Consider the following 17,728-nt stretch of genomic DNA (forward strand, 5'->3'; position numbering starts at 1 on the left):
GTAGGAACCGTCGACCCGAGGAGTCCGCAGTGCAGACCGAACAGCGACCGGCGTCCAACCCCGTCTGGGACTTCGTCTCCGCACCACCCGACCTCGCACTCCCCGACTTCTCCGCGTTCACCCCCGAGCACCTCCACGATGCCGCGCGCCGGGCGATCGAGCACCAGGAGACGCGCATCGCCCGCATCCGCTCCGCGTCGACGGACCCGACCTTCGCGAACACCACCCTGCAGCTGGGCGAGGCCGGCCACCCGCTGTTCCGGCTCCAGGCGCTCGTCCGGGTCATCGAGGCGAACCTCCTCACCGAGGAGTGGGCGGAACCGGTGGCCGAGGTGACCCAGGTGCTCCTCCAGGCCCGCCTCCATGCGCTGCTCGACGGGGAGCTCTTCTCCCGCCTCGAGCACGTGCCGACCTCCGAGCTCAACCCGGTCGACCGCCGCCGCCACGAGCTGCAGCTCCTCGATGCGGTCCGCGCCGGCGCCCGGCTCGACCTCGAGTCGCGCTCGCACGCCGGGGAGATCATCGCGGAGATCGAGGCGCTGAGCAGCGAGTTCACCCGCATCCTGCGCCAGGAGTCCCACGACCGCGCGCTCCATCTCACCGACCCCGAGGCGCTCGCCGGGCTCGGGGAGACCGCCCGCGGTGCCGCCGCCCGGGAGGCCGCCGAGCGCGGGGTCGAGGGCTGGGTGCTGCCGTTGGCGAACACGAGCCAGCAGCCCGCCCTCGCCCAGCTCACCGACCCGCGCACCCGGGCGGAGCTGTTCGCCGCCTCGCTCTCGCGCGGCTCGCAGCGCGGTCCCGGGGACCTGCGGGAGATCGTCTCCGACATCACCACCCTGCGCGCGGCGCTCGCCGGGCTGCTCGGCTACCGCTCGTACGCCGGGTACGCGATCGACGCGCAGACGGCGAACAGCCCCGACGCCGCCGGAGGTCTGCTCGCCGCGCTCGTCGATCCCGCCCTCGCCCGGCTCGCCGAGGAGCTCGCCACCATCCGCGAGCGCTGGTCCCCCGACCGGCTCGAGGCCGCCGACATCTCCCACTGGGTGCAGCGGCTCGTCGCCGAGGAGTCCGGTCTCGACCCCGCCCGCATCGCCGAATACTTCGAGCTCGACCGGGTGCTGTTCGACGGGGTGTTCTACGCCGCGCACAACCTCTACGGGGTGGAGTTCTCCGAGCGACGCGACATGCCCGCCTGGCACCCCGACGTGCGCGTGTTCGAGGCCTTCGAGGACGGCCGGGTGATCGGCCTCGTGTGCCTCGACGCCTGCGCCCGCCCCGGCAAGGGCGGCGGGGCCTGGATGGACCAGCTCGTCAGCCAGGGCCGGCTGACCGGTGAGAAGCCGATCGTCACGCTCAGCCTCAACCTCACCCCCGCCGCCCCCGGGGCCCCGCAGCTGCTGAGCCCGGACGAGACGATCACGCTGTTCCACGAGTTCGGCCACGTGCTCCACGGCCTGTTCTCCAACTCGACCTACCCGTCGCTGTCGGGCACCGCGGTGCCGCGCGACTACGTCGAGTTCCCCTCCCAGCTCAACGAGATGTGGGCCTTCCACCAGCAGGTGCTGCCCAACTACGCCGTCCACGTGCACACCGGCGAACCCCTGCCGGCCGCGGAGGCCGAGCGGCTGCGCCGCGCCCGCACGCTCGGCCAGGGGTTCCGGACCGTCGAATACCTCGCCGCCGCGCTGCTCGACCTCGGCTGGCACTCGCTCGACCCGGGCGACCAGGTCACCGACGTGCTCGCCTTCGAGGCCGAGGTGCTCGCCGCCACCGGCCTCGACTCGCTCGTCCCGCCGCGGTACCGCACCACGTACTTCGCCCATATCTTCGGCAACGGCTACGCCGCCGGCTACTACTCCTACCTGTGGTCGGAGGTGATCGCCGCGCACGCCGCGGAGTGGTTCGAGGCCCACGGCGGCCTCGACTTCGAGGCCGGCTCCGCATTCCGCAGGGAGATCCTGGCGCCGGGCAACGCCGTGCACCCGATGACTGCGATCATCGACTTCTTCGGCGGTGTCCCGCCCATCGACGCGCTCCTGCGCCGGCGCGGGCTCGATGCCGCAGAACCCGGCGGGAGCGGCACCGGCGGGGACCCCGCCGCGGAGAGCACCACCTCGGCCGCGGAGGCCGGCGCAGTCCCCGAGGTCGACACGAGCGGCGCCGGGTCGCCGGATGACGAGGATGCCCACCACGCCGCCCCCGCCCCCCGAGGAGACTGACATGCACGCCCGCACCGAAGCCGTGATCCGCGACCTGCGCGCCCGCGGCATCGATTCCGAGGTCCGCGACCTCGACACCGGCGCCCACACCGCGCAGGAGGCCGCCGACCACCTCGGCGTCGAGCTCGGCGCGATCGCGAACAGCCTCGTGTTCTCGGCCGACGACGAGCCGATCCTCATCATGACCTCCGGCGCGCACCGCGTCGACACCGACCACACCGCCCGGGCGCTCGGGTACACGCGCATCGGACGGGCGAAGCCGGAGATGGTCCGGGCGGCGACCGGCCAGATCATCGGCGGGGTCGCTCCGTGCGGGCACCCGGCTCCGCTCACCACCTACGTCGACACGGCGCTGCGCGGCCATCCGGTAATCTGGGCCGCCGGCGGGACCCCGGACACCATGGTCCCGCTGACGTTCGACGAACTGCTCACCGTCACCGAAGGAAGAGAGATCTCCGTTGCACCCGACTGACCCGTCCGCAGCCGACCGCCCCGCATCTGGGCAGCCGGGCCGCCCCAGCGACCCGGCGACAACCCCCCGGACCGACACCTCCCGATCCCCCGAGGCACATCCCCCGGCGCACCGCGCCCACCTCGCGGCCTTCGCCTCGACCCGCGGCGCCTACTACGCCGTCATCCTCGCAGTGTTCTGCTGCGTGCTCCTCATCTCCAACATCGCCGCCACCAAGATCATCGGATTCGGCCCGATCGTCGCCGACGGCGGCGCCTTCCTCTTCCCGGTCGCCTACATCCTCGGCGACGTGCTCAGCGAGGTGTACGGCTTCCGCGCCGCGCGCAAGGCCGTGATCACCGGCTTCGCGATGCAGATCCTCGCCTCGGCGGTGTTCTACCTCGTCCAGATCTCCCCGGCCGGGCCCGGCTACGAGCACCAGGAGGCCTTCCAGGCCGTCATCGGATTCTACCCGCGGATCGTGCTCGCCTCGCTCGCCGGCTACGTCGTCGGCCAGCTCCTCAACTCCTTCGTCCTCGTCCGGATCAAGCGCCGGATGGGCGAGAAGCACCTGTGGGTGCGGCTGCTGACCTCGACCGGCGTGGGCGAGGCCGCAGACACCGTGATCTTCTGCACGGTCGCGTTCCTCGGCGTCATCCCGGGCACCGAGTTCCTCAACTACGTGCTGTTCGGCTTCGTCTACAAGGTCGCCGTCGAGGTGCTCCTCATGCCGGTGACGTACCAGGTCATCGGCATGATCAAGAAGCGCGAGGAGACCTACTCGATCGAGACCGACCGGCTCCGCCAGGAGACCGCCGCCCGAGTCTGATCGACCCGCGGCACGACCCGCGGCGCCTCGCGCGCAGCACGCACGGGTCGCACCCGGCACATCCGGACCGTCGATCACCGCTCACCGCGGGGTCGGCGGTCCGGTGTCGTCGAGGGACACCTCGGGAGCCCACCGGATCGGCCCTCGGGGACCGTGGGATCAGCGGCGGTTCGCGTAGTAGCGGCCGAGCACCTCAGCCTCGAGCTCGTGGAAGCGGCCGTCGATGATCGCCTGCCGGATCCGCGCGACGAGATCGACGATGAAGTGCTCGTTGTGGATCGTCACGAGCGTGGAGAACAGCATCTCCTTGGCCTTGTAGAGGTGGCGCAGGTAGGCGCGGGAGAAGGTCGCGCACGTGCTGCACGTGCACTCCGGGTCGAGGGGTGAGAAGTCGCGGCGGTACTTCGCCCCGGTGAGGTTGTAGCGACCGTCGCGCGAGTACACCGCGGCATTGCGCGCCACGCGGGAGGGCGAGACGCAGTCGAAGGTGTCCGCGCCGGCGGCGATCGCGGTGAACAGGTCGTCGGGCTCGGAGATCCCCAGCAGGTGTCGGGGCTTGGCCTCCGGCAGCTCCTCGGAGACCCAGCCGACGATCGTGCCGAGCCGGTCCTTCTCGAGCGCCCCGCCGATCCCGAAGCCGTCGAAGTCCATCGCGCCGAGGTCCCGGGCGGCCTTGCGGCGCAGGTCCTCGTACTGCGCGCCCTGGATCACGCCGAACAGCGCCTGGTAGGGGCGGTGGGAGCGGGCGGCGGTGAGGCGCTCGTGCTCGACGATGCAGCGCTGCGCCCACAGCCGGGTGCGCTCGAGCGCCTCCTCCTGGTAGCCGCGGGTGTTGACGAGCGTGGTGAGCTCGTCGAAGGCGAAGATGATGTCCGCTCCCAGCTGGTGCTGGACCTGCATGGACACCTCGGCGGTGAACCGGTGACGGCTGCCGTCGAGGTGGGACTTGAAGGTCACCCCGTCGTCGTCGACGTTCGCCATCCGCTCCTTGCCCGCCGCCACGGCCTGGTCGCTGCGGGCGCCGGAGAACTCCTCGGACAGGACCTTCTTGAACCCCGAGCCCAGGCTCATCACCTGGAAGCCGCCGGAGTCGGTGAAGGTGGGACCGGGCCAGCCCATGAACGCGCCGAGCCCGCCCGCCTCGTCGATGAGGTCCGGGCCCGGCTGCAGGTAGAGGTGGTAGGCGTTGGCGAGCACCGCGTGCGCGCCGAGCGCGGCGACGTCGTCAGGCTTGACGGCCTTGACAGTGGCCTTGGTGCCCACCGGGACGAACGCCGGAGTGGGGATGTCACCGTGCGGGGTCCGGATCACCCCGGCGCGCCCGCCCGACTCCATCCGCGCCTCGACCGCGAACCCGAACCGGGAACGGTCATTCACGCCGGTGTCGCCCGTCGGGGCGGCGCCGGGTGCCGAGGCGGCGCCGGCCTGTTGCGAGGCGGCTGCGGGGCCGGTGGGTGCCGAGGCGCCGGCCGCCGGTCGCACGGCAGGCGCAGGGCCGGCAGGCGCCGAGGTGGCGTCCGCCGGTTGCGAGGCAGGCGCAGGGCCGGCAGGTGTCGAGGTGCCGACGGGCGATGCGGGAGCAGAGGTGTGCGCGGGGACGGTCACGGCCGAGCTGTGCTCGGGAGCGGGCTGGCTGGAAGTCACCGGACCAGTCTAGTGGCCGACCGCATCCGCGCCCCGGAACACCCGGAACCCCCGAGCACCCGGAACCCCGAGCGCCGCTCCCCGGCCGTTCTATCCCGGTTCGCGGGCTCCGGGGTCACCTGAGTGCGGTTTCACGTTCGAAAACGCACTGTGCTGCACCCGGAATGCAGCGGACCGCACTGGATCGCACCGGGAACCGGCAGACCGCACTGTGCTGCACCCGGAACCGGCAGACCGCACTGTGCTGCACCCGGAATGCAGCAAACCGCACTGGATCGCACCCTGAACCGGCAGACCGCACTGGATCGCACCCGGAACCGGCAGGCCGCACTGGATCGCACCCCGGAACCGGAACCAGTCCGGGACCGGCTCCGCCCTCCCGCCTGCTCAGAGGGAGGCGAGCATCTTGCCGGGGTTGAGGATGCCGAGCGGGTCGAGCGCGCGCTTGATGCCCAGGTGGATCTCCTTGGACACCGGGTCGAGCTCGCGGGCGAGCCAGTCGCGCTTGAGGTAGCCCACTCCGTGCTCGCCGGTGATCGTGCCGCCGAGCTCGAGGCCGGCGGCCATGATCTCGCCGAACGCCTCCTGCGCGATCCGGGTCGACTCGGGGTCACCGGCGTCGAAGAAGATGCTGGGGTGCATGTTGCCGTCGCCGGCGTGGCCGCAGGTGCAGATGGTGATCTCCGGGTGCTCGGCCTCGATATCGACGAGCCGGGCGAAGAACTCGCGCAGCCGGCCGCGCGGCACGCACACGTCGTCGACGAGCTCGCCGCCGCCGTGGGTGCTCGCGTACTTCTCCATCGCCGGGGCGACCGCGCGGCGAGCGGCGACGAGCAGCTCGGAGTCCGCGGGGTCGTCGGAGAACATGACCTCGCTCGCACCGCAGGCGTTCGCGACCTCGGTGAAGCGCTCGAGCTCGCGCACCGCGGCCTCCTGGCTGCCGTCGCCGTTCGACTGCACGAGGAGCATCGCGCCGGCGCCCTCCGGCAGCCCGAAGTCGCCGTAGGCGTTGAGGATCTCGAGCGTCCGGCCGTCGAGGAACTCGAGCAGCGAGGGCCGCGCACCGGTGGCCATGAAGTCGCACACCGCACCCGAGGCGCTCACCACATCGGGGAACAGGCCCACCGCGGTGAGAGGGTCGGGGATGCGCGGGATGAGGTCGAGGGTGATCCCGACGATGACGCCGAGGCTGCCCTCCGAGCCGATGAACAGGCCGGCGAGCTCGAACCCGGCCACTCCCTTGGCGGTGGGCCGGCCGACGGTGGTGACGCGGCCGTCGGCGAGGACCACGGTGAGGCTGCGGACGTAGTCGCGGGTGACCCCGTACTTCACGCAGCACAGCCCGCCGGCGTTCGTCGCGACGTTGCCGCCGATGCTCGAGATCGCCACCGAGCCGGGGTCCGGCGGATAGGCGAGGTCGAAGTCGGCGAGGTGCCGCTTGAGGTCCTGGTTGACGATCCCGGGCTCCACCGTGCACGTCATCTCGACGGTGTTCACCTCGAGCACGCGGTCCATCTTCGACACGCTCAGCAGGAGCGCGCCGTCGGTGGCGTTGGCGGCCCCGGACAGACCGGTGCGGGTGCCCTGCGGCACCACCGGGATGCGGTGCTCGCTGGCGAAGCGGAGGGTGGCCTGCACGTCCTCGACGGTGGTCGCGCGGACGAGGGCGCGGGCGGTGCCGACCTCGCAGAACAGCGCCCAGTCCTTCGAATGGGCGGCGACGACGTCCGGTTCGGTGACGAGCGCGCCGGGCGAGAGCGCCGCGGCGAGCGGGTCGAGGTCGACGTGTGCGGTGGGATCGAGGAGCTCAGCAGTCATCACCCGGACAGTGTAGACCTGCCCGGGCGCGCCCCGCTGGGCCGGTCGCGCGCCGGGGCCCTCAGTGGTAGCGGGCGCGGAACTCCGCGGCGATGTCGACCACCCGGCGCATCGAGGCGTCGGGGCCGATGCTGATCCGCACCCCGTCCTGCAGGTTGCGCACGGCGATCCCGGCGGCCAGGCAGGCCTGCTCGAAGTCCGCGGACTTCGCGTCGAGCGGCAGCCACACGTAGTTGCCGTGGGAGTCCGGCACGTCCCAGCCCTGCTCGCGCAGGCCGGCGATGAGCTCGTCGCGGGTGGCGGCGATCTCCTTGGCCCGCACCTCGACCTCGGAGACACGGGACAGCGATTCGCGGGCGGCGGCCTGGGCGACGGCGGTGACGGCGAACGGGAGCACGGCCTTGCGGAGCTCGAGGATGATCTCCGGGTCCGCGACCGCGTACCCGATCCGCAGGCCGGCCAGCCCGTGGGCCTTCGAGAAGGTGCGCACGAGCACGAGGTTGGGATGGGCATCCAGTGCGGTGAGCCCGTCGACGGCCTCGGGGTCGGTGCAGAACTCGCGGTAGGCCTCGTCGAGGACGACGATGACGTGCTGCGGGACGCGCGCCATGAACTGTTCGAACTCGTCGGTGCGGATCGCGGAGCCGGTGGGGTTGTTCGGCGAGCACAGGAAAACGAGGCGGGTGCTGTCGGTGATCGCATCGGCCATCGCATCGAGGTCGTGGCGGAAGTCCTCGGTGAGTCCGATCCGCCGGTGCGTCGCCCCGCGCAGCGAGGCGATCTGCGGGTACATCTCGAAGGACGGCCAGGGGTAGACGACCTCGGTGCCGGCCTCGAGGGTGATGTTGGCGAGCGCACTGATCATCTCCGAGGCGCCGGCGGAGAACAGGATCATCTCGGCCGGGCGGTCGAGGTGGGCGGCGAGCTCGGCGGTGAGCGCGCTGACCGCGGGGTCGGCGTAGAGCGCCGGAGTGGTGGCGGCGGCGGCGATGACGTCGGTGAGGCCGGGCAGCGGCGGGAGGTGGTTCTCGTTGGAGGAGAGCTTGTACGACTCGATGCCCTCGACGGCCTGGGGCGGCTTGCCCGGGATGTAGGCGGGAGTGGTGGACAGCGCGGAGCGGACGGCGAACTTCTCAGTCATGGCTCGATCATAGTGACTCCGCGCGGCAGCGGGCCGGTAAGGAGGCCGGCGGTGCTCTGCGATACTGGCGTCATGGAATCCACAGGGCCGAGCGCCGACCCCGCGTGGGAGCCCGACCGCCTCGGTGAGGACTTCGAGTGTGCGACGCTGCCCCTGCCCGGCGGCGAGCGCGCCACGCTCATCGCCTTCCGCGGGGAGCGGGCCGCGGACGGTCCGGCCGCCGGACGCACGGTGCTCTACCTCCACGGCTGGTCGGACTACTTCTTCCACGACCACGTCGCGAGGTACTGGGCGGAGCAGGGCGCGGCGTTCTACGCCGTCGACCTGCGGGCCTACGGCCGCAGCCTCGACCTCGAGGACCCCGAGGTGCGGCCCGGCTACATCGCCGATCTCGCCGACTACGACGCCGAGCTCGAGGCGGCGCTGACGATCATCGCGAGCGAGCATCCGAAGGAGCGCCTGATCCTGTGCGGCCATTCGACCGGCGGCCTCGTCGCCGCGCTGTGGGCAGGCCGGAACCCCGGGCGCGTCGCAGCGCTCGTCCTCAACTCGCCCTGGCTCGAGTTCCAGCTCGACTCCTCCACCCGGAAGCTCATCACCCCGTGGCTCACCTGGCGCTCGCGCCGTGCGGAGCAGGCGCCGTTCAAGGTCCGCTTCCCGCACAACTATGCGCGCTCGGTCCTGTTCTCCCGCGGGCGGCTGCCCTATGACCTCGCGCTCAAGCCGCCGGAGAGCTTCCCGGTGTACCCCGCCTGGCTGCGTGCGGTGTTCGCCGGGCACGAGGCGGTGGAGAAGGGCTTGACGATCTCCGTGCCGATCCTCGTCCTCATGTCGACGCAGTCGCTGCGCGAGCGGTCCTACAGCTCGGCGATGAACGCCGCGGACATCGTGCTCGACGTCGACGTGATCGCCCGCCGTGCGCCCTCGCTCGGCCGGACCGTGATGATCGAGCGCGTCCCCGGGGCGCTCCACGACGTCTTCCTGTCCGATCGCGCGGCGCAGAGGTCCGCGTTCGACCGGATCACGCGGTTCCTCCGGGGATACGTGCAGCGCTGAGCCGCATCGCATCGAGCGGCGCCCAGCGGAGTGTGCGGCACCGCGCAGAGCACGTGCGGACGAGCCGCACCGCGGCCGGGTGTCCGGGCTACGATGTCACCATGTCTGCTGCTTCCGATGTGTGGTTCCCCCGGCTCGCCGAACGCGCCCAGGCCGGGCCCAGCGAACTCTCCGCCGTGCTCGCCCTCGCCGCGTCCGGCGGCGACCTCGTCGACTTCTCCGGAGGCTTCCCCGACCCGGCGCTGTTCGACACCCGGCTGCTCGCGGAGACCGCGTCGAAGGTCATCGAGACCCGCCCCGAGGTGGCGCTCCAGTACGCCTCGAACACCGGCCTGCCGGGCCTGCGGGAGGCACTGCGCCAGGACGTCGCACGCACGCAGGCGGTGACACCGGCCGAGGACGAGCTCATCGTCACCTCCGGCGGCGTCGACGCGATGACGCTGATCTCGAAGGCGATGCTCAACGTCGGCGACGCGGTGCTCGTCGAGGCCCCGTCGTACCTCGGCGCGTTCAGCGTGTTCCGCACGCACGAGGGCCGCTGCCTGTCGATGCGCAACGACGAGCACGGGCTCGTCCCCGATTCGGTGCTCGACGTGCTCGAGGACGCGCGGATGGGCGCCTCGCGGCCGAAGTTCGTCTACGTCATCCCCGACTTCCAGAACCCCTCCGGCCTGCGCCTGTCCGAGGACCGCCGTGAGCGGCTCGTCGAGATCTGCCGCCAGCACGGGCTCCTCATCCTCGAGGACGTCGCCTACCGCGATCTCGCTTACGACGGCTCGTACCTCCGCTCGATCTACGAGATCGGCCCCGACGTCACCGTGCAGATCGGCACCTTCTCCAAGACCTTCACCCCGGGCACCCGGATGGGCTGGGCGTGCGGCCCGGCGACCGTCATCGACGCGATGGCCCAGGCGAAGACGAACACCGACCAGTGCGCCGGGGCGCTCGGCCAGTGCATCCTCGAATCACTCCTGCGCGAGGGCCACTACACCCAGGCGCTCCCCCGCCTGCGCGAGGCCTACGCGACGCGCGCCGGCGCCCTGATGAGCGCCTTCGACGCGGGCCTGAGGGACACGGCGACGTGGACGGTGCCCGAGGGCGGCTTCTTCACCTGGCTCGACATCCCCGGTGTGGACACCCGCCGGCTCGCGGAGGTCGCGGTGGAGAACGGGCTCGCGTTCGTCCCGGGCGCACCGTTCTTCGCCGACCGGACCACGAGCTCGAACCTGCGGATGTCGTTCTCACGCACCCCGACGGACCAGATGGCCGAGGGCGTGGAGCGGCTCGTCCGCTCGATCGAGGCCGTGCGCGCCTGACCACAGCCCCGGGCCGGCCGCCGGCGCGCAGCCGCGCGCTGGACGCCGCAGGGGTCCCGCTCGCTGCGATCGGCCGGCAGTCGGCCGCACCCGGCCTCATGCGGCGGAGCGCACCCCGTGCCCGCGGGTGCACAGCGACACCACCTCCGCCCCGGTCCCGTCGACGGGCTCCCCGCCGCGCGGATCCGCGTCGAGCACGAAGGTGCCCACCCGCAGGAGCCCGGGATCGCTCAGGCCCCGGGAGCGGAGCAGCCCGAGCACGGACTCGGTGACCGCCTCGCGCGGATCCGCGACGGCGGCCCGGTGCCAGTTCGGGGAGCTCGTCGCGATCGCCGAGGTCTCCATCGGCGGGGTCCACTCGCGCACCGCGAGCACCTCCGGCCGCTCCTCCCAGACCTCGCTCGGCAGGTACTCCTCGCTCACGATCTCCATCCAGTAGCCGCGCGGGTTCGCCGCGATCTGCGCGTACGGCCAGGCCGCGTCCTCCGGCAGCGCCCACAGCCGGTGCACCTCCGGATTGTCCGCCAGCACGGTCCGGTCCCCGAAGCTCGGTGCCGCCCACGGCTGCTCGACGTCGGCCGAGCGCCGCAGGTCCCGGGCGAGCCGGCGCCGCGGGACGGTGCCGAACGTGCCGTCCGGTGCACGCTCCGGCCGCTGCAGGCCGAGCACCTCGGCTTCGCCGTATTCGATGAGCACGTACTGGTTCCAGGTGCAGGCCGCGAGCCGGGCGATGGTGGCGTCGACGAGCCTGCGCAGGGCGTCAGGTGCTGCGGGTGCGGTGCAGGGATCCGTGCGTGTATCTGTCAGCCGGGTCATGATGTCCTCCTCACGAGCGTGTGGAGTCCATCGTCGCGCGAGCCACGGACACGGGCCCGGCGGGCGTCCCCGGCCACGCACCGCTCCGCATGCGAGCCCCGGTCGACGCGACGGCCGAGTCTCCTCCGCCGACCCGAGCTCCTCGGGTCCCGTCCCCCGGCGCCTCACCTCCCCGGACGGTTCCCCGGATCCGCACCTCCCGGCGGCGGGTCGCGCTCGGCCGCCGCAGCGCTGACCTCGCACTGGAGCAGCGCACCGGTGGCGGGCACGAGCTGCCCGGTCATCTCCCGGTGCACGGCGTCCGAGCGGAGGAACGGGTCGACGATGTCGTCGGCGGCGGGATCGCCGGCGGCGCGGCTGCGACGGCGCCCGACCAGCACGACGGAGGACCGCCACCGGGCATCGGCGGACGCGCCCCGTTCCGCCGGCACCTGGGGCAGGGTGCGCGCGAACTCCCGCAGGGTGAAGGTCCGGTGCAGAGCCTGCGGCACGATCTCCACCACTGCCGCCCGGTGGCTCCGGTCCATCGCGAGGATGAGGTCCGCGCTGCGGATCTGCTCGGCACTGAGCCGACGCGCGCGGAACTCGGTGAGCGACACCCCGAGCCGGCGCGCGATCTCGATCACCTGGGGGGTCGCCCGGTCCCCGGCCCGGGCGTGGGTGCCGGCGCTGCGGACGGCGAACCGGCACAGCGCCGTCGAACCCCGACTGCAGGATCGCCGCGGCCAGCGGCGAGCGGCAGATGTTCCCGGTGCACACCGCGAGGATCTCGAACGCCTCCTCCTCGACCATCCACGACGCGTGCCCTCGTCAACGAGGGCGCAGGCGTGCGCGATGAGCCTGTGGGCCGCGTCCTCGCGGTGCCCGGCGAAGGTGCTGTGCCAGAGGGAGAGTGCGGGGTCGGCATCTTCGCAAGCGCGCATCATCTGCACGTGGAGGGCCGCGCGTTCTCCGGCGGACATCGCCCCGTGGATGCTCGAGCGGATGCGCGGGTCACGGATCCGCAGGTGGGATCCGACCCGACTGACGAGGTCGCGGGCCTCGAGCTCGGCGAGTTCCTCCCCCATGGTCGCATAGCCGGCGAGCAGGGGCAGGAACGACGAGCGCGGAGCGACGGCGAGAGTGCGGAGAATCGTCAGCGCCTCCTCGGACAGCCCGTGCAGCTTTGCCGACGCGAACGCATCCATCGCCTCGGTGGAGCGCAGCGGGTGCGGCAGCGAAGCCCGCCTGATGCGCTGGCGCTCGCCGAGCGTGCCGATCACCTGCTCGAGCGTGAGCAGGTGGCCGACGGCACCGGTTGCGACGAGCCGGGCCGCCGCCGGGTCGAGACCCGGGCTGATCTCGAACGCCGCACGCATGCTCTCGGCCGGATCGAGCCGTTGGAGATCGATGGTCGTCGTGCCGCCGAACGGCCCGTCCGGGTCCAGTGCGGCCACGCTCACCGCGAAGCGCACGCGCCCACCGGTGAGCCGGCGCAGGACGAAACCCAGGAAGGACTGCGTCAGCGGGTCGAGGACATCGGCGTCGTCGATGACGAGGAGGAGGTCCCCGGTTCCGCCGTCGGTGCGCACGGCGGTCATGAAGGTCTCCGCGGCGACCGGCACCTCGGCCTCGTCGAGGTCGAGGTCCTCGATCCGGGCGGCGAGCGTCCCGTCGCCGACCACCCGCAGGGCGGCGGCGAGGATCGCGATCCCCGAGCCCGGCAGCGGCTGCTCCGCGGCGTTGACCGGCACGGTGACGACACGCATCCCGCTATCCTCCGCGGCGGTGCGCAGCACCGTCGATTTCCCGGCCCCCGATTCTCCCTGCACGACGACGTTCTCGCGGGCACCCAGGAGGGGACGAGCTGGTCGATGTCGGTGCGGCGGCTGAGCACGGTGATCACTGATCCTTCGTGCAGGAGGATCCTGCACCTCAGGTGTACGTCGCGACCGGGAGGGCCTCGACAGTGCGGATCTTGGAGCATGAGGGTCGGTGATCCGGTGCTGCCCGTCATCCTGACCGGCCTCCGGCGCCAGGAGCGCCCGTGCGCCGGCGTCCATGCGATCCTGCCCTGGACCCCCACCGGCCGATGGAACGGGGCACGCTGTTCGATTCCCCGGGCCGGGATACGGCGCCGGGTGAGGTCCTCCTGCGGGGAGCCGCACACCGCGGCCCGCGGAGATCGGCGGTCGCCGGGGCGGCTTGCCCGCCGTCCCGGCGGGTCCCCACTTGGTCCGATCATTGGTCCGAGGGGTCAGCGGCCCCGGACAGCCGTGAGGCCCCGGATCCACAGGACCCGGGGCCTCACATTCCATCATTCGAGAATTCATCCCGCTATATGGGCAACGCGGTAGCGGTGGGATTTGAACCCACGGTACGGGGTTACCGTACACAACATTTCGAGTGTTGCACCTTCGGCCGCTCGGACACGCTACCGCCGGATACTCTACCCGGACGGCCCGCTCGGTCCAAAATCGCGCCTCCGACCGACCCCGGTGCCCGCGGCCGCATGGGCGCGGGTCACCGCGGAGCGGTCGGCCCGCGGCGCGTCACCGGCGGGCGGCGAAGAAGTCGCTGAGTCGATCCGTGCACTCTGCGGCGAGCACCCCGGAGTAGACCTCGGGCCGGTGCAGCGACCCGCGGTCGCGGGGCAGGTCCCACACCGAGCCGCAGGCTCCTGCCTTGTCGTCGAAGGCCCCGAACACGATCCGGGAGACGCGCGCGGCGATCGCCGCTCCGGCGCACATCGCGCACGGCTCGAGCGTGACGACGAGCGTCGCACCGGCGAGCCGCCATGCGCCGTGCGCCCGCCCGGCGGCGCGCAGCGCGACGACCTCGGCATGCGCGGTCGGGTCGTGGTCGAGCTCGCGGCGGTTGAACCCGACGCCGAGGATCTCGCCGTCCGCTCCTGCGACGACCGCTCCGACGGGCACATCGTCGCCCGCGGATGCCGCAGAGGCCTGGGTGAGCGCGATGCGCATCCAGGCCTCGTGCTCGGGCAGGTGCTTCAGCGCGCCGCCTCGAGTCGATCGGCGAACCCGGCCTCCTCGCCGACGTGCGCGACGACGCGGGCGGGGTCCGAGGCGTGCGTCCGGGACTGCTCGACGAGCTCCTCGGCAGGCACCCCGAGGTCGGCGAAGATGTCGGCGTCACCGCTCCATTCGGCGTCGTCCTCGAGATCGAGCATCGGCACCTCCTCCACCTCGTCCTCTGCGGCGTCGTCGTCGCCATCGGCCTCCTCGCCGTCCGCGGGGTAGGCGTCCTCGTCGGCCTCGTACTCGTCGTCCTGGGAGTCGAGGTAGTCGACGAACAGCTCCGCGAAGGGGCTGTCGGCCACCGCGTGGACATCGGACAGGAAGACCTTGACCTCGTCGGCGGCGGTGAGCCGGACGAGCGCGAACCACTCGTCCTCGTGCTCGATCACGGCGACGGCCTCGCCATCGCCCTCGCCGCCGTTGCGCATCGTCTCGAGCAGGTCGTCGAGGTCCGCGGCGTCGCGGACGTCGTAGTCGAGCGCACGGTATTCGTCGTCGGACTGCGCCAGTACTGCGGTGAAGTAAGACATGGCCCTATTCTGTCCCCTGCCGCCCCGGTTGCACCACTGCGACGCGGAGGAGCGGACCCTATGACGCCGCCTCGACGACCGCCGCACACCTCGGCGGCGATTCCGGTAGATTCTGGAGCATGCATCTTCACGTGGCTGACCATCCGCTGATCGCTCATAAGCTCACCGTCCTGCGCGACGAGCGCACCGATTCTGCACGCTTCCGACTGCTCACCGATGAGCTCGTCATGCTGCTCGCATACGAGGCCACGCGCGGCATCCGCGTCGAGGACAAGGCCGTGAGCACCCCGGTGGGCCCGATGACCGGGACAGCGCTGTCGAATCCGCGGCCGGTCGTGGTGCCGATCCTGCGCGCCGGGCTCGGCATGCTCGAGGGCCTGCTGCGAATGCTCCCCACCGCGGAGGTCGGCTTCCTCGGCATGGTGCGCGACGACGAGACCTTCGAGGTCACCGCCTACGCCGAGCGCCTGCCGTCCGACCTGTCGGGCCGGCAGATCTTCATCATCGACCCGATGCTCGCCACCGGCGGCACGCTCGCGATGGCCATCGACTACCTGCTCGCCCGCGGGGTCTCCGAGGTCACCGCGATCTGCCTGGTCAGCGCCCCTGAGGGCGTCGCACACATCGAGCACACCTACGCCGGTCGCGCCGACGTCACGATCCACACCGCCGCGCTCGACGAGAAGCTCAACGAGACCGGCTACATCGTCCCGGGACTCGGCGACGCGGGCGACCGCATGTACGGCGTCGTCTGACCCGCGGCGCGGACCGACCCAGCTCCACCAGCGGCGTTCCCCGCTGTCATATTGCGTCTTATTCGAGCGCTTCGGCACCCTCATGCTTGCCGTTCGCGTCGAGCATGAAGAATAATGACGAGCATGCTCAGTTCCTTCCCGGTGCCGCTCCGCCGCACCGCAGACGCCCGGCGCCGATGTCCGCGCCCCCGGTGTGCACAGCTCATGCTGTGCGTTCGCGACTGACCCCGACACTGCCGCACGGTCGCGAACGGTCACCGATGAGCGGCACCCGCGAGGTCCGGCACTCCCGCCTCGCACGCGAACATCGCGCCGACAGAAGGAACCGCACACCATGTCCGTCCCCCAGCCTCAGCAGCGCCCGGTCCACCCACGCAGCGCCGCCGCCACCCGACGCCAGGGAGCCCGCTTGACTCCGGTCGACCCCCGTTCCGCTCCGCGCACCTTCGGCCCCGCAGGCGTGCGCCCCTCGCAGAAGGCCGCACGCGGCATCGTCCTCTACATCGGACTCGACGAGACGAAGGCCGCCGAGGACGGGACCAACCTCGCCGCGATCGCGCAGGCCCTGCAGGAGTACGCACGCGAGCTCGCCTCCCAGGCGGACACCCAGGCCGTCATCGCGCTCGCCCCGGACGGCCCCGGCAAGGACCTCGACGCGGTGCGGGCGGTCGCGATCGGATCGCCCGCCGCCACCGGCGACCCCGCCGGTCGCCACGGACCGGTCCGCTCCCGCATCCCCGCCCGCATGCACCCGCCCGCATCGAGCGAGGACCTCACCCCGGTCGGCGCCCCGGCCCGCCGCCTGCAGATCGACATCCCGCGCCGCGAGGTGCACGTCGACGGTGAGCTCGCCGGGCTCACCACCAAGGAGTTCGACCTCCTCGCAACGCTCGTGTCCCGCCCCGGCGAGACCCTCTCCCGCCTCGACCTCATCGTCAGCCTCTGGGGCACCGAGGACGATGCCCCCGACGAGCGGACGGTCGACGTCCACGTGCGCCGCCTGCGACGCCGGCTCGGCCCGTTCTCTGCGATCGTGCGGACGATCCGCGGCGGCGGATACCGGTTCGACGACCACCCCGACGTCACCGTCTGGCGCGCCACCGCCTCACGCTGAACCGGCACCGCCCGGGGCCGCGGCCGCACCCATCGCGCAGCCCGGCTTCCTCCAGCCTTTCGTCAGTTTCCGGGCATACACTCGGGGGCGATGTCCGCAACTCGAAACCCCTCCAAAGGGATCCTGACCTTCGTCGTCGGCGCCCTCCTCGCAGCCCTGCTCGCGATGCACGAGCTCGTGCCCACCACCCGTGGGCTCGCCCTCGTCGTCGAGTCCGCGCTGCCCTGGACCGGGCTGCTCATCGTGCTGCTCTTCATCGTGGCGCTCTTCCGCTTCTCGGTGCTGAGCATCATCGGCGTGCTGCTCCCGGCGCTCGTCTGGTTCCTCATGTTCGGCAGCTACCTGCGTCCGGCCGACACCCCGGACGACGCCGACCTCGTCGTGGCGACCCAGAACGTCGGCGCGCGGATGCCGCAGCCCACCGCGACGGCGCAGAACATCATCGACCACGACCCCGACATCGTGTCGGTCCAGGAGATCGAATCGCTGTCCGGGGAGATCATCACCGAGCAGCTCACCGAGCACTACGCGCACTCGACGGACCAGGGCACGATCGGCATCTGGTCGAAATGGCCGATGAGCGAGCCCGAGGAGATCGACCTCGGCATCCAGTGGACCCGGGCGATCGCCACGACGATCAGCACCGACCACGGCGATGTGCGCTTCTACAGCGTCCACCTGCCCTCCGTGCGCCCTGGCCAGGAATCGCTGCGCAACAACGCGCTGTCCAAGCTCTCCGACGCGATCGAGGCCGACGGAGCCGAGCACATCATCGTCGCCGGCGACTTCAACTCCGGCAGCGCGGACCGCTACTTCGAGCGCCTCGACGACGAGCTCACCGACACCCGCGAGGCCGTGGGCGGGGGCTTCGGCTTCACCTGGCCCTCGATCTTCCCCGTCGTGCGCCTCGACCACGTCATGGTGCGCGGCCTCGAGCCGGTCGGCGACTCCGTGCTCGACCGCGGCACGAGCGACCACCGCGCGGTCATCGGCTACCTCGACTACCCCTGATCGGCCACCCG

The 17,728-nt window shown here is 71.9% G+C and carries 15 protein-coding genes and 1 tRNA gene; 8 read left to right on the plus strand and 8 right to left on the minus strand.

Annotated elements, in window-relative coordinates; all coding sequences use genetic code 11:
• Window positions 1–29 precede the first annotated feature (29 nt).
• Genes ABD883_RS04630 through ABD883_RS04640 form a run of 3 tightly spaced genes read left to right on the plus strand, consistent with a single transcriptional unit; the run spans window position 30 to window position 3,499 of the window.
• Window positions 30–2,219 (plus strand): M3 family metallopeptidase, encoded by a 2,190-nt coding sequence (locus ABD883_RS04630; RefSeq protein WP_345030257.1) that lies wholly within the window; start codon window positions 30–32, stop codon window positions 2,217–2,219.
• A gap of 1 nt (window position 2,220) precedes the next feature.
• Window positions 2,221–2,691, plus strand: coding sequence for a YbaK/EbsC family protein (locus ABD883_RS04635; protein WP_137318140.1), 471 nt, complete (start codon window positions 2,221–2,223; stop codon window positions 2,689–2,691).
• On the plus strand, window positions 2,678–3,499 hold the full coding sequence (locus ABD883_RS04640; protein ID WP_247425544.1) for a queuosine precursor transporter: 822 nt from the start codon (window positions 2,678–2,680) through the stop codon (window positions 3,497–3,499). Before ABD883_RS04635 ends, ABD883_RS04640 begins: the two co-directional genes overlap by 14 nt.
• A gap of 159 nt (window positions 3,500–3,658) precedes the next feature.
• On the opposite strand, the gene tgt is transcribed toward ABD883_RS04640, so the two are convergent.
• The 3 genes from tgt to hisC all read right to left on the minus strand — a co-directional run bounded on the left by tgt (window position 3,659) and on the right by hisC (window position 8,102).
• Window positions 3,659–4,876: a tRNA guanosine(34) transglycosylase Tgt gene (gene tgt, locus ABD883_RS04645; RefSeq protein ID WP_345030686.1), complete on the minus strand. Its 1,218-nt coding sequence runs from the start codon at window positions 4,874–4,876 to the stop codon at window positions 3,659–3,661.
• A gap of 654 nt (window positions 4,877–5,530) precedes the next feature.
• Window positions 5,531–6,961, minus strand: a complete 1,431-nt coding sequence (locus ABD883_RS04650; RefSeq protein ID WP_345030260.1) for an FAD-binding oxidoreductase — start codon at window positions 6,959–6,961, stop codon at window positions 5,531–5,533.
• 61 nt (window positions 6,962–7,022) lie between these two features.
• Window positions 7,023–8,102, minus strand: a complete 1,080-nt coding sequence (gene hisC, locus ABD883_RS04655; RefSeq protein ID WP_345030262.1) for a histidinol-phosphate transaminase — start codon at window positions 8,100–8,102, stop codon at window positions 7,023–7,025.
• Between the two features lie 72 nt (window positions 8,103–8,174).
• Here hisC and ABD883_RS04660 point away from each other — a divergent pair, with 72 nt between their 5' ends.
• Both ABD883_RS04660 and ABD883_RS04665 read left to right on the plus strand, forming a co-directional pair.
• On the plus strand, window positions 8,175–9,158 hold the full coding sequence (locus ABD883_RS04660; protein ID WP_345030264.1) for an alpha/beta hydrolase: 984 nt from the start codon (window positions 8,175–8,177) through the stop codon (window positions 9,156–9,158).
• A 101-nt stretch (window positions 9,159–9,259) separates the two neighbouring features.
• Window positions 9,260–10,474 carry an aminotransferase-like domain-containing protein gene (locus ABD883_RS04665; protein WP_137318144.1) on the plus strand — a complete coding sequence of 405 codons (1,215 nt, stop codon included), beginning with the start codon at window positions 9,260–9,262 and terminating at the stop codon, window positions 10,472–10,474.
• Window positions 10,475–10,570: 96 nt separating this feature from the next.
• Here the strand turns inward: ABD883_RS04665 and ABD883_RS04670 are convergent, their stop codons facing one another.
• From ABD883_RS04670 to ABD883_RS04690, 5 genes are all read right to left on the minus strand, one after another.
• A complete protein-coding gene (locus ABD883_RS04670; protein ID WP_265809511.1) occupies window positions 10,571–11,290 on the minus strand; it encodes a hypothetical protein in 720 nt (239 codons plus the stop codon).
• 164 nt (window positions 11,291–11,454) lie between these two features.
• Window positions 11,455–13,602 (minus strand): arsenate reductase/protein-tyrosine-phosphatase family protein, encoded by a 2,148-nt coding sequence (locus tag ABD883_RS04675; RefSeq protein ID WP_345030267.1) that lies wholly within the window; start codon window positions 13,600–13,602, stop codon window positions 11,455–11,457.
• Between the two features lie 18 nt (window positions 13,603–13,620).
• Window positions 13,621–13,708: transfer RNA gene (locus ABD883_RS04680), tRNA-Ser, on the minus strand.
• 113 nt (window positions 13,709–13,821) lie between these two features.
• Window positions 13,822–14,274, minus strand: coding sequence for a tRNA adenosine(34) deaminase TadA (gene tadA / locus ABD883_RS04685; protein WP_282599256.1), 453 nt, complete (start codon window positions 14,272–14,274; stop codon window positions 13,822–13,824).
• A 5-nt stretch (window positions 14,275–14,279) separates the two neighbouring features.
• Window positions 14,280–14,837 carry a tRNA adenosine deaminase-associated protein gene (locus tag ABD883_RS04690; RefSeq protein WP_265809513.1) on the minus strand — a complete coding sequence of 186 codons (558 nt, stop codon included), beginning with the start codon at window positions 14,835–14,837 and terminating at the stop codon, window positions 14,280–14,282.
• A 119-nt stretch (window positions 14,838–14,956) separates the two neighbouring features.
• Between ABD883_RS04690 and upp the strand changes: the two genes are divergently transcribed.
• The 3 genes from upp to ABD883_RS04705 all read left to right on the plus strand — a co-directional run bounded on the left by upp (window position 14,957) and on the right by ABD883_RS04705 (window position 17,717).
• Entirely contained in the window at window positions 14,957–15,592 is a 636-nt protein-coding gene (upp, locus tag ABD883_RS04695; RefSeq protein ID WP_265809514.1) for a uracil phosphoribosyltransferase, read from the plus strand.
• Between the two features lie 409 nt (window positions 15,593–16,001).
• Entirely contained in the window at window positions 16,002–16,706 is a 705-nt protein-coding gene (locus tag ABD883_RS04700; RefSeq protein WP_345030269.1) for a winged helix-turn-helix domain-containing protein, read from the plus strand.
• A gap of 90 nt (window positions 16,707–16,796) precedes the next feature.
• Complete coding sequence (locus ABD883_RS04705) at window positions 16,797–17,717, plus strand: endonuclease/exonuclease/phosphatase family protein (protein WP_137318151.1); 921 nt, start codon at window positions 16,797–16,799, stop codon at window positions 17,715–17,717.
• Window positions 17,718–17,728 lie beyond the last annotated feature (11 nt).

It is taken from the genome of Brevibacterium pityocampae (genome assembly GCF_039541555.1).
Classification (GTDB): Bacteria; Actinomycetota; Actinomycetes; order Actinomycetales; family Brevibacteriaceae; genus Brevibacterium; species Brevibacterium pityocampae.

Bases quoted from the DNA above. Each gene is read 5' to 3' on its own strand.
- ABD883_RS04635 (WP_137318140.1), top strand. From the start codon at position 2,221: ATGCACGCCCGCACCGAAGCCGTGATCCGCGACCTGCGCGCCCGCGGC.
- ABD883_RS04690 (WP_265809513.1), bottom strand. From the start codon at position 14,837: ATGTCTTACTTCACCGCAGTACTGGCGCAGTCCGACGACGAATACCGT.
- ABD883_RS04705 (WP_137318151.1), top strand. From the start codon at position 16,797: ATGTCCGCAACTCGAAACCCCTCCAAAGGGATCCTGACCTTCGTCGTC.
- upp (WP_265809514.1), top strand. From the start codon at position 14,957: ATGCATCTTCACGTGGCTGACCATCCGCTGATCGCTCATAAGCTCACC.
- ABD883_RS04675 (WP_345030267.1), bottom strand. From the start codon at position 13,602: ATGAATTCTCGAATGATGGAATGTGAGGCCCCGGGTCCTGTGGATCCG.
- ABD883_RS04665 (WP_137318144.1), top strand. From the start codon at position 9,260: ATGTCTGCTGCTTCCGATGTGTGGTTCCCCCGGCTCGCCGAACGCGCC.
- hisC (WP_345030262.1), bottom strand. From the start codon at position 8,102: ATGACTGAGAAGTTCGCCGTCCGCTCCGCGCTGTCCACCACTCCCGCC.
- ABD883_RS04670 (WP_265809511.1), bottom strand. From the start codon at position 11,290: ATGACCCGGCTGACAGATACACGCACGGATCCCTGCACCGCACCCGCA.
- ABD883_RS04660 (WP_345030264.1), top strand. From the start codon at position 8,175: ATGGAATCCACAGGGCCGAGCGCCGACCCCGCGTGGGAGCCCGACCGC.
- ABD883_RS04650 (WP_345030260.1), bottom strand. From the start codon at position 6,961: ATGACTGCTGAGCTCCTCGATCCCACCGCACACGTCGACCTCGACCCG.